Below are 12,035 nucleotides of genomic sequence, written 5' to 3'. Positions count from 1 at the left end.
AGCGAACAATGTTAACACCAAGTTAATCAAATGGCCTTTTTACTTATACGAATCTGTGACTGTTACTCAACTAAATAATTGACCAGATTATTAATTGATATTCCTTTACGTTATACCGCTCGAAAACCTGTTTATTTTTAGAACTGATTAGCTTAAAAAGACAAATAAACGAATAAATATTGAGCTAGATCACTAAGGTTTTAGGTGTTTTTTAGGTTGTTCAAAATAAATACAATTATAATGGTTGCATATGAAGAAGTTTATTGTTGCCAAGCCATAAGTCATGATTTTCAGACTGTGCTTTAAATCGAAATTTCGGTTAACAAAAAGACAACAACTCTTCGCTCACTGGACGTATCTATAACTAAAAGTTGCACGCTCGCCGCTACGATTGTTGAACAAACAGGTTATCAACCTAATCTCGTTCATACATCTCTATTTACACTATAGGCCAGCAGACAACTCAGAGGTGACTGATGAAATCAGCGCCCAATAATAAAACATTGATGAGCAGGAAGTTTAGATCAGTGGCAACGTCCAACAGAAACAGGATTAAAAACATAACGTACAAACATTGTTGAAAAGGAAACCAGGCAATGAAACGCGATAATTTTGGAATTTGCCTTACTAAGGCGATGCTGTTCAATAACTTGCAATCTACTTTTACTCATGTCAGAGCATATGAGAAGGATGAGAGATCCCCACTCGACCTAAAAGTGTTGTTAGCTTTCCCACAAATGTCAGGCAGAGATTTATTACAAACGATGCAAGGTTCTCGACAATTGGTGTGGCGTGCCGACCACCATTGCCCAAGCTTCAAATAGATCCCTTCATTTTGTAACAAATATCTCTATACTGAACCTAAAGAGCACGCTTTGTCGTGCTCTTTTCGTGTCGTTTGTCCCTGACACCATACCACTCAGCCTGTTCACACTAAATTAACGAGTGGTATCGTTCTCTGCCAATGTGAGTCTTTTGGTTTAATAGGTGCTATCTGTTAATAAGTGCTATCTGTTTATAGATGTTATCTATCCATAGAAGCGAGCTGCTTATATGAAGCGACCTATTTAAAGAAGCCTACTGCTCATAGAAGCAATCTGTTCAAGACAAACGACGATCGCCCTGTTAACATTAGAGTTAATACTCTAAATTGGTAATGAGTTCCGATGACCAAACCGAAATTCCGATGCCTTGCAATTGCCAGTATTCTTATCGGTACTATCAGTTCGCCTAGCTATGCAGCCCCACTCTCTTTTTCAGAAGCGTGGCAAATACTCCAAGAGAACAACAACTCTCTTGCTGCTCAACAAGCTAATGTTGAGCGTTACCAACATCTTCAAAACGCAACTGGAAGCCTTAACCTCCCTTCTGTTACGTTAGGTGCAAATTACACTCACCTTGATAGTGATGTGACCATTAATGGCGAACAATTTGGCGACAGCTTAAGTGGTGTAAACCCAGCATTTGCGCCCTTATTAGGCCAACTAGGTGGCATCACCTCAACCATTACCGAGCAAGACATCTTTAGCTCTTCGATTCGAGCCATTTGGCCTATCTTTACTGGCGGTCGAATTACCGCGGCGCAAAACGCAGCAGAAGGTAAAAGTGAAGAAGCGCAAAGCCAACTGTTAATGGAAAGACAGGCTCGCTACGAAGACTTAAGTAAATACTATTTCTCGGTGATCTTGGCGGAAGACGTTGTGAAAACACGTCAAGCGGTTGAAGCAGGTCTAACTCAACATCGTGATTTCGCCATCAAGCTTGAACAACAAGGACAAATCGCACGAGTAGAACGCCTGCAAGCGGATGCTTCATTAGACAAAGCGGTTGTCGAGCGTACTAAAGCTCAGAACGATCTCAAGATTGCTCAATTAGCGCTGACTCAGATCCTTGGTCAGAGCCAAAGTGTAGAACCCTCAGAGCAACTTTTCATCAATAGAAACCTGCCACATATGGACGTTTTTATTGATCAAACATTGATGACTTACCCTGGTTTGAAGATCCTTGATGCGAAAGAGAAACAAGCAAGCAGCTTAATCAAGGCCGAAAAAGGTAAGTACTACCCAGAAGTATACCTTTACGGTGATTACAACCTTTACGAAGATGATTCGTTAGCCAGTGAGATGAAACCTGATTGGTTGGTCGGCATTGGTGTGAATGTACCGTTGATTGATACGTCAGGTCGTTCAGACAAAGTCGCCGCCGCCCACAGCGCAGTATCACAAGTGCAATTCCTTAAGTCTCAAGCCAAGCAAGACTTAACGGTGTTGGTACAGAAGACTTACCTTGAAGCAAACCAAGCAATTGAAGAGGTTCAAGGCCTGAACTCAAGCTTGGCTTTGGCTCAAGAAAACCTATTGCTCCGTAAAAAAGCCTTCACTCAAGGGCTTTCTAACTCGCTAGAAGTGGTTGATGCAGAGCTATATCTTGCAAGCATCAAAACACAGCAATCTGCTGCGCGATTCAAATACCTAATTTCTCTCAATAAGCTTTTGGCGCTAACCAGCGAAATGAATGCTTACTCAAGTTACTTAACATCTTCTGTTTCGTCTGATTTCGACTCAAAAACAGACACCGATAGCCAGTCAAAAGGATAATTCATGAAACCTATTAAGCCCCTTCTTCTATCTTTAGTTGGTATCGGTGTTATTGGCTGGGTCGGATACAGTTTTTACCAAGCGTATCAACCACAACCCGTTAAACTGCAAGGCCAAATTGACGCACAGCAGTACAGTATCTCATCCAAAGTGCCTGGACGCATTGACCAGGTGTTTGTACGTAAAGGTGATGCTGTTGAAAAAGGCGAATTAATCTTTTCTCTTCTTAGCCCTGAGATCGACGCGAAACTAGAACAAGCAAAAGCAGGTCAAAAAGCGGCTGGGGCATTGGCTCAAGAAGCAGAGAATGGCGCCCGGACTCAACAAATCCAAGCAGCAAAAGACCAATGGCTGAAGGCAAAAGCAGCTGCCGATCTAATGGATAAGACCTACCAACGTGTAAACAACCTTTACAACGACGGTGTCGTCGCAGAACAAAAACGTGATGAAGCCAAAACACAATGGCAAGCCGCAAAATACACCGAAAGTGCTGCCTTCCAAATGTACCAACTAGCCCAAGAAGGTGTTCGTGACGAAACCAAAGTGGCTGCCGCTCAAAAAGCACTAATGGCTGCAGGTGCAGTAGCAGAAGTTGAAGCCTACGCAAAAGACACTCAGATCTACAGTTGGTTTAACGGCGAAGTCGCTCAAGTACTGTTGAGCAGTGGTGAACTAGCGCCACAAGGCTTTCCTGTCGTAACTGTTATCGATACGAAAGACGCTTGGGCAGTGCTCAACGTTCGTGAAGACATGTTAAAACATTTCGAGAAAGGCACTCAGTTTGAAGCTTACCTCCCTGCTTTAGATAAATCGCTCACCTTTAAAGTGACGCATATTGCCGTAATGGGTGATTTCGCAACCTGGCGCTCAACCGATGCTGCGCAAGGCTTCGATTTACGTACGTTTGAAGTAGAAGCTCGCCCTATCGACACGAGCGAAACACTGCGTATGGGTATGAGCCTTGTGGTTGAACTTTAGGTGACTTATGTCTGCTAACTCTCGATCTACAGGCTCACAATCAACTGAGCATCATAGAGCGAAGAATACCTTGCTTAGGCAGTGGGCGATTGTCCGCAAAGACAAGTGGTTATTGTCGTGCCTAACTTGGATACCCTTGCTTCTTGCTGCCAGTATTTGGTTGATTTTCTCACAAGGCATCGCCCGTGATTTACCCGTTGCGGTGGTTGATCTTGAACACAGCCAAATTTCGCAACAGTTCACGCGCTTAGTTGATGTTTCACCGACGCTGCAAGTGAGTCAGAAATACAGCTCGGCTAGCGAAGCAGCTAAGGCGATGATTGAACGCGATATCTATGGCTATGTTGTCATCCCTAGACACTTTGACCGAGATATTTACCTAGGGTTAAACCCGCAAGTATCCGTGTTCTATAACAGTCAATTTATCTTGATCGGCAAACTGGTGAACTCGGCTCTGCTGCAGGCTCAGGGGACTTTTAACGCACAACTTGAAGTCGTTAAACAGCTTTCACACGGTGATACCACAGTACAGTCGGCGTTAGGCCAAGCGGTTACCGTTCAAAGCCAAATCACGCCACTGTTCAACAAGAACACCAGTTATGCTCAGTTCTTGGTGTCTGCGGTTATTCCTGCACTATGGCAGATCATGATTGTGGTGGGCACGATATTGGTTTTGACGGCGAACGTTAGAGCTCGTGGCCTTCATGCTTGGTTATCCAACGCCCCGATAAAGTCACTCGCATCAACATTAACGCCCTACCTTGTCTTGTTTTTGATGTTTGGTATCGCGTTTAGCTTTTGGTTCTATGTCCTCTTAGACTGGCCGTTTAACGGCAGTTTTGTGGCACTGACCGTCGCCCAACTGCTTACCGTCATCAGTTGTATCATCATGGGTTGTTTGTTTTTCTTCTTAACGCTTGATCCAGCAAGGGCGATGAGTTTCGCTGGCGCCTTTACAGCACCAAGCTTTGCGTTCATGGGTATTACCTTTCCAGTAACCGACATGAACACAGCAGCTCAAATCTGGAGAAGCTTACTGCCCGTGAGTCATTACATCGAAGTACAAACAGCACAATCAAGTTATGGCGCGAGCGCGGCACAGTCGCTTATCAGCCTCTCCTCTATGTTGTGGTATGCGATACCTGCTTTCGTGGTGATGTTGTTGATTAAGAAACACTTGGCGCAATCGGATCTGTCTGCACAAACGGCTCTAACAGCCCAAGCAGCCCTATCTGCAAAAGCAACGCCGTCAACACCTTCAACACCTTCAACACCTTCAACACAGCAAGAGAAATCTGAACAATCAGCACCACAAGGAGTAAAACGATGAGCTTTACTCAACTGCTCAAGCAAGAACTGTTAGCGGTACTGCGTAACCCTGTTGTACTTCTTACGGTATTTGGTGGTGTGGTCTTCTATTCATTCTTGTATCCATTGCCTTACGCGCACCAAGTTCCTCAACAGCTTAAAGCCTCGGTAGTAAACTTGGACAAGAGTCAAAGCAGCTACCAATTAGAACGAATGGTGGATGCCACCTCTCAAATCGAGTTGGTACGTCGAGACTCCAACATCGCTGATGCAAAACAAGCCGTACTTAACCAAGAGATCGGTGGGTTCCTCGTCATTCCAGAAGACTTCTATAAAGACTTGCTGCTCGGTAAGAGCCCGACGCTTTCTTACGCCGGCGATGCTTCTTACTTCTTAGTGTACGGAACCATTGTTGAAGGGCTTGCCAAGGCCGGTGGCACGTTAGCTGCACAAGTTAAGGTCAGTCACTTGTTAGTAGAAGGAGTGCCTTTAGAATCCGCAGCCAAAGGCTACAGCGCGTTTAGCTTGAACCTAAAACCAACGTTCAATAGCCGCATGGGATACATCGATTACGTGGTTCCAGCCGTCTTTGTGTTGATCCTGCAACAAACCTTAGCCATGGCTTCTGGTTTAGTTGGGGCGACCCAAAACGCTCAATCCACCTTTGGCTACTGGAGTAAAACCTCTCCGGCAAAACTGATGCTTGCTCGCTGCTGTACTTTAGTTGGCATTTATTACTTGTTGTCGATGTACTACTTCGGCGCGAGCTTTTCGATGTATGGAATAAACTTACTCGCCTCAACGACACAAATTTTGACCTTACTGCTGCCCTTCTTATTGGCCAGTTGTTTGATCGGGATTTTTATTGGTGAGCTAGTGCCAAGAAGAGAGTTAGTCACGGTTGTGGTGTTAATCAGTTCAATGCCGCTGATCTTCTCTTCAGGTTTTATCTGGCCTGTTGAAATGATGCCTGAATGGCTAGTACTGTTATCGCAATTATTCCCAAGCACACCAGCTATTCAAGGCTTCTTAGCGCTTAATCAGATGGGTGCATCTTGGCAAGAAGTGGCATCTCAATGGACATTGCTATGGGGACAAGTCGCTTTATGGGGCTCGCTGTTGGCGCTCAAGCTCTACCACAAATCGAGTAAACGTATCACTGGGGCTGTGTAGCACTAGTCTCTAAACGCTAAACCTCATGTTCATGTTCATGTTCATCGTAAACCATTAAAAAGGCTCTGATAAAGGGCCTTTTTAATACCCTCTCGCCTGATTCCATCTTAAGCCATCAATTGTATAAACGCTTCCCAAGCACATATCGAATATTCAAACTCGCCGACTTCCCTGTGTTCCCCTACTATAATTCACCTTAGCCCGTCGCTATAACAGCCACTGCATATGCCTTTTGCAACCTAAAAAGCATCGACTTATTCCAAAACAATGACAAAACCCGAACAATTGTAAATTTATTGTAAAAATTTCTTTGAGGGTATTATTTTTATGTATAGGATTATCAGTAGGGCTTGGTAGGCCGAATACCATAGTCTTATTGGTTCACATACCAAAAGGATATCCATATAAAGCAAGATCAGTACTTATATTTATTTCGTTTTTCGACCTAGCTACAGCCGTTTATGTTGCCGTCGAGTGAAATAGATGAGTCACTGAAACGTAAAAAACAAATAGAAAACAAACACAACAGCAGCAAACATAATTTAATAAAAAGACAGGGAAAACCATGAAAAACTTACGTGAATTATTTTTTGGGTTTATATTATTGTTTAGTTCCAGTGCATTTGCAGAAGAAGGATCATTTAGCCAAAGTATCAGTAACTTGAGCCAAAGTGTTGATGGTTTTTTCAATGACTACACAGGGTGGTTCGTTGGATTAATATTTAAAAGTGTCCCACTTGGTGAAGCAAACTTCCCAATCATTGTTGGCTGGCTATTGCTCGCCGCGATTATCTTTACTGTTTATTTTGGCTTTGTTCAATTTAAACGTGTTGGCATGGCCATCGACATTATCAAAGGTAAGTATACCGACCCTAACTCCAAAGAGGATGGCGAAGTATCTCACTTTCAAGCGTTAACAACCGCGCTTTCAGGAACCGTAGGGCTTGGTAATATTGCAGGTGTAGGTGCTGCACTCGCGATTGGTGGCCCGGGTGCAACATTCTGGATGATCTTGTGTGGTCTTCTAGGTATGGCGTCTAAATTTTGTGAGTGTACTTTAGGTGTAAAATACCGAACTATCTTACCTTCAGGTGTCGTTTCGGGTGGTCCAATGTACTACCTAAGCCAAGGCCTGAGCGAAAGAGGACTTGGTGGACTAGGTAAAGGTCTTGCTATTGGTTTTGCATTAATGTGTATTTTAGGCGCATTGGGCGGCGGTAACATGTTCCAAGCTAACCAAGCACATGCAATGTTAACTTACGCATTTGATGTACCGAGTGAATACGGTGTTATCACAGGGCTTGTACTCGCTACCTTAGTATTTTCCGTTATTGTTGGCGGTATGCCTTCTATTGCCTCTGTAACAGAAAAAGTTGTTCCTTGGATGGCTGCTCTGTATATCGGTATGGCTCTCATCGTTATCGGTTCTAACCTTGATCAAGTTGGTCCTGCGTTCAATGCAATCTTTACAGGTGCATTTACCGGCGAAGGTGTGGTTGGTGGGTTTATTGGCGCCTTAATCCAAGGCCTGAAACGTGCTACGTTCTCAAACGAAGCGGGTGTAGGTTCAGCAGCAATTGCTCACTCAGCAGTAAAAACAAAAGAACCAATCACTGAAGGTCTTGTATCACTACTAGAACCGTTCGTTGATACGGTAATCATTTGTACAATGACGGCATTGGTCATCACTATCGCTGGCTTAAACGTAGGTCCATATGATGGGACTGGTTTAACGGGTGTAACGCTTACTGCTGCATCGTTTACTGAAACTGCAGAAGTGTTCAAATACACACTCGCTCTCGCAGTAATCATGTTTGCATTTTCGACAATGATTTCTTGGTCGTACTACGGTCTTAAGGCGTGGACTTACCTATTCGGTGAAGGCAAAACAACTGAGCTGATTTTCAAAGTCATATTCTGTGTGTTTGTTGTTATTGGTGCCACAATTCAATTTGGTGCGGTAATCGACTTCTCTGATGCGGCTATCTTTGCGATGTCTATCTTCAACATTCTTGGTCTGTACTTCTTGATGCCTGTTGTGAAGAAAGAACTGCAATCATTTGTTGCGCGTGTAAAATCAGGCGAAATCAAGACTTACGATAAATAGATTTTCATCAATAAGTTATAGTCAAATAACACTGTTCTAAAAATTTTTGTAATACCCTTTGCTTGAGAAAGCGAGAACAGTACTGCTACTAATCTAAACTCCCTACTGGCTTATGACTTAGCTCGTAGGGATTTTTTATGTCTGAATCAAAATCTACAATATGCCTATCCGTTTTAGTACCTATCTGTTTTGGGTACCTATCCGTTTTGGTACCTAGCCATTTTAATATCTAACTAACGTCTATACTGTCTTGTTCAAGCCGATCAGGATCTTCGCTTACTTTTTTTCGGTCAAGTGACTCTTCGACTTCAATCATTTCTCTTTTTGCTAGCAACGAATGACAATCATCAAAGCAATAAGCTACGGTACAAGTCTCACACAGGTATTCAGGCATAGCTCCCTCCTTTGCCCATGTCCATTGAGATGGTCTAATCACAGAATGACATCAGACCGCGTGTTCATCCTAGAACACCACCATTATGCTATTTACCCAACGTATAAATATGCGAGCAAAATCATCAAATACTCAACCAATCACATATAAAAGGCAATTTTACGGTTCTAATCACGGATAGCCTTGGTAACTGGTTGCAAACGGATCTTAGCTACCCGTGACGAAACGGTTTAGTTATCTGTGAAAAAAGCACTTAGCTACCTGCGACGAAACGAGATAGCTATCTGAGATAAAACGGCATAGCAATACAAGACCACACGTTTAGAACGAAATACGCCCACACCATTTTCATGATGTGGGCGTTTGAATATTTGCTATCACGCATTCATTAGCACACAGGCTTACCTATGAGTGGACTAAGCGTTTAAGCTTACAAACCCATCTCTTCGGTTAACGTTTTGATTTGCTTGAGATCCATAGTATGAACTTCAATCATTTGTCTGATATCACTCAATCGAGAGTTAGCATTATCTTGTTTCTCACAAGCATCAGATTTAGCGTCCCATGACGTGCCATCTAAGAAGACATCACACGCTTGCTTCAAAGGGCCAAGTTTCTGTTCGATGTCATCTCTTTCCTTCTCAAGTTTTTCAAGCTCTTGGGATATCTGTAATTCTTTACGGAAAAGTTCACGCGAGCGTTCAAACAAAGTGGACTGCATATCAGCCTGATGATTGAGTTTTTGATTGTTTTGCTGAGTTTGTTCTAACGTTTGCTTTTGTTCATTTAACTGCTGTTCTAACGAGTAGTTCGCCTTTTCTAAAACCGAAGATTGTTTGGCTAAATCTTGAAGTTCTTTTTGATGCTCTTCTGCCTGTTTCGCTAGCGCAGTTTCTACTTTTTTATCGATTTCTGTATCGACTTTCGCCACCTTCGCTTCAACTGACGTCATCAACTGTGTTTTACTGTCGCTCAGTTCTTGGTAACGCGTTTCGAGTACCTGATAACTGGACTCCCACTTCGATGCCGTGATTGTAGAACCGACCAAGCCACCTAAAGCCAGACCAATAACCGCAGCAATGCCGATATAAAGCTGACTACGCTTATCGCGTTCTTCAATAACAACCACTTCATCTTGTTCGCTTTGTCCAGATTGCTGGTTCACTAGCGGGCACTCCCAAAAATATTTTTAACGTTACACTGTTACTGATTTTGACGGCTCAGTTAAACCGAACACGGCCACTTAAACCGTTCAATACATCGCTTAGGTTTATATCCGCTCGTCCGCTATCGTTTGAACGTCACCGCGTCTAACGAGTTAGCTCCGAAATCATCAAGCTAGCCGTATACAAAAGGAAACTGCTAACGATAACTATCACCACCCCTTTCTGCACCTTTTCGTTCGTCCGGAAACGAAACAGCACAAATGCCAAAGCCAATAAAAAAACAATCGCTATCAATCGAGTCATAACTCCTCCTTGTTTCTCTATTTTATACCATTTAAATAAGCAAGTTACGTCAGAGACTCGTTGTTTGATCATTTAGTTGAACAACATTTGAGCAAACAGATATTTTGTAGCTGACATCACATTTTATATGATCTAGGATACGGCTACAGATTACCTAATTATTTAGGCAATTGTTCCGATGAAGACTGCAGGAGAGTGGTTTTTAACTAAATATTAACATTTAGTTAGATTAACCCGCCGAAGAAGTAAATCTTTCAGGCGCTTTATGCTGGAGAAATCCAGAAAAGTGAGGACTGTCGTTGGAGGAACCTCTGGAGAGAATCGTACTACTTTGTTGTAGAAAACGGTCGCCGAAGGAGCAAGCTTAGTGCCCGTTACTTATCTATAAGTGATTCGCTAAGTGAAACTCTCAGGCAAAAGGACAGAGGAGTGGAAAGCAACAGCCTTAATTAACAAAAGAATTCTATCTAGAAATCCGTATGTATTAAGTGGTGTTATCGATCCCTGTGATCTGCACTGCCTTCCCTCTTCTCCTTAAATTTTTAATTTATTAAGGGGAAACCATGAACCATCTACAAGCTACACTTCAAACCATCAACCAATTCGTTTGGGGACCACCGCTACTCATCCTATTAGTTGGCACCGGTGTTTACTTCACTTTTCGTTTAGGCTTACTCCAGTTTAGACATCTTCCAACTGCGCTAAAAATGGTGTTCACCAAAGACAAATCCGGCACGGGTGACGTATCAAGCTTCGCCGCTTTGTGTACTGCGCTTTCCGCAACGATTGGCACAGGTAATATCGTAGGTGTAGCGACCGCAATCAAGATTGGTGGCCCTGGTGCCCTATTCTGGATGTGGCTTGCCGCTGTCTTTGGTATGGCGACCAAATACGCAGAATGTCTACTTGCTGTTAAATACCGTAGAACCGACAGCAATGGTGAAATGGTTGGCGGTCCAATGTACTACTTGCAATACGGTGTCGGCTCACGAATCTTAGCGGTGATGTTCGCTGTCTTCGCTTTGGGAGTTGCCTGTTTCGGTATTGGTACTTTCCCACAAGTTAACGCTATCTTAGACGCGACTGAAATTTCATTCGGTGCGTCTCGTGAAATGTCTGCTGTTGTTCTTACGATATTAGTGGCGGTTGTCACTCTTGGTGGTATTCAATCGATCGCTAAGGTGGCAGGAAAAGTCGTGCCTACCATGGCTATCATGTACATCGTTGCGTGTTTAAGCGTTCTGGCTTCAAACGCCGATCAACTACTGAATGCTATTACCCTTGTGGTTACCTCTGCGTTCACCAACACAGCGGCAACAGGTGGTTTCTTTGGTGCTAGCATCATGCTTGCTATCCAATCAGGTATTGCTCGCGGTGTATTCTCGAACGAATCAGGTCTGGGTAGCGCGCCTATGGCAGCAGCAGCGGCTAAAACCGACTCGTGCGTGAAGCAAGGCCTTATCTCTATGACAGGTACCTTCTTTGACACCATAATCATCTGTACGATGACGGGTTTGGCGCTTATCTTAACGGGTGCTTGGCAAACCGATCTCTCTGGTGCTGCAATGACTACTCATGCATTCGCTGTGGGTTTGAACGCCGATACTTTAGGCCCAATGCTAGTTTCTGTTGGCTTAATCTTCTTCGCATTTACGACCATCCTAGGCTGGAACTATTACGGTGAGCGTTGTGTTGTATTCCTGTTGGGAACGAAAGCGGTCCTACCTTACAAAATCATCTTCATAACATTGGTTGCTTCTGGTGCGTTCTTAAAACTCGACATGATCTGGCTAATGGCTGATATCGTGAACGGCCTAATGGCTATTCCTAACCTAATCGGTCTTATCTTGTTACGCCACGTTGTAATCGAAGAAACAAAGCTATTCTTCAAACCTTTAACTTCTTCAAATGATTGTGAAGCCGTTAAAGCATAACTTGAATTGATTGAACACCAAGCCCGTAATAAAATGCGGGCTTTTTTGTATTCATTCAATCGTTAAACTGAACAA

The 12,035-nt window shown here is 43.4% G+C and carries 10 protein-coding genes and 1 riboswitch; of the genes, 7 read left to right on the top strand and 3 right to left on the bottom strand.

What is annotated here, in order from left to right:
* Positions 1 to 596 precede the first annotated feature (596 nt).
* The 6 genes from AACW75_RS05825 (at position 597) to AACW75_RS05800 (ending at position 8,163) form a co-directional block, all read left to right on the top strand.
* A complete protein-coding gene (locus tag AACW75_RS05825; RefSeq protein ID WP_017072700.1) occupies positions 597 to 824 on the top strand; it encodes a hypothetical protein in 228 nt (75 codons plus the stop codon).
* A 342-nt stretch (positions 825 to 1,166) separates the two neighbouring features.
* Positions 1,167 to 2,597 (top strand): TolC family protein, encoded by a 1,431-nt coding sequence (locus AACW75_RS05820; RefSeq protein ID WP_017072701.1) that lies wholly within the window; start codon positions 1,167 to 1,169, stop codon positions 2,595 to 2,597.
* A 3-nt stretch (positions 2,598 to 2,600) separates the two neighbouring features.
* A complete protein-coding gene (locus AACW75_RS05815) occupies positions 2,601 to 3,575 on the top strand; it encodes an HlyD family secretion protein (RefSeq protein WP_017072702.1) in 975 nt (324 codons plus the stop codon).
* Positions 3,576 to 3,582: 7 nt separating this feature from the next.
* Complete coding sequence (locus AACW75_RS05810; protein WP_145570221.1) at positions 3,583 to 4,905, top strand: ABC transporter permease; 1,323 nt, start codon at positions 3,583 to 3,585, stop codon at positions 4,903 to 4,905.
* On the top strand, positions 4,902 to 6,056 hold the full coding sequence (locus tag AACW75_RS05805; protein ID WP_145570219.1) for an ABC transporter permease: 1,155 nt from the start codon (positions 4,902 to 4,904) through the stop codon (positions 6,054 to 6,056). The genes AACW75_RS05810 and AACW75_RS05805 overlap by 4 nt, the downstream gene beginning before the upstream one ends.
* A 565-nt stretch (positions 6,057 to 6,621) precedes the next feature.
* Positions 6,622 to 8,163, top strand: coding sequence for an alanine/glycine:cation symporter family protein (locus AACW75_RS05800; RefSeq protein WP_017072705.1), 1,542 nt, complete (start codon positions 6,622 to 6,624; stop codon positions 8,161 to 8,163).
* Between the two features lie 229 nt (positions 8,164 to 8,392).
* Here the strand turns inward: AACW75_RS05800 and AACW75_RS05795 are convergent, their stop codons facing one another.
* The 3 genes from AACW75_RS05795 to AACW75_RS05785 form a co-directional block, all read right to left on the bottom strand.
* Positions 8,393 to 8,557: a hypothetical protein gene (locus tag AACW75_RS05795; protein WP_186437092.1), complete on the bottom strand. Its 165-nt coding sequence runs from the start codon at positions 8,555 to 8,557 to the stop codon at positions 8,393 to 8,395.
* Between the two features lie 430 nt (positions 8,558 to 8,987).
* A complete protein-coding gene (locus tag AACW75_RS05790) occupies positions 8,988 to 9,722 on the bottom strand; it encodes a chromosome partitioning protein ParA (RefSeq protein WP_145564441.1) in 735 nt (244 codons plus the stop codon).
* Between the two features lie 145 nt (positions 9,723 to 9,867).
* Complete coding sequence (locus AACW75_RS05785) at positions 9,868 to 10,026, bottom strand: hypothetical protein (RefSeq protein ID WP_017072708.1); 159 nt, start codon at positions 10,024 to 10,026, stop codon at positions 9,868 to 9,870.
* 301 nt (positions 10,027 to 10,327) lie between these two features.
* Positions 10,328 to 10,461: riboswitch (glycine riboswitch) on the top strand.
* A 128-nt stretch (positions 10,462 to 10,589) separates the two neighbouring features.
* Between AACW75_RS05785 and AACW75_RS05780 the strand changes: the two genes are divergently transcribed.
* Positions 10,590 to 11,960: an alanine/glycine:cation symporter family protein gene (locus AACW75_RS05780; RefSeq protein ID WP_145570217.1), complete on the top strand. Its 1,371-nt coding sequence runs from the start codon at positions 10,590 to 10,592 to the stop codon at positions 11,958 to 11,960.
* The last annotated feature ends 75 nt before the right edge of the window (positions 11,961 to 12,035 follow it).

Source organism: Vibrio sp. L3-7 (genome assembly GCF_963898195.1).
Taxonomy (GTDB): domain Bacteria; phylum Pseudomonadota; class Gammaproteobacteria; order Enterobacterales; family Vibrionaceae; genus Vibrio; species Vibrio echinoideorum.
Note: the sequence above shows the minus strand (reverse complement) of the source record. Positions and strands in the feature narration are given on the sequence as shown.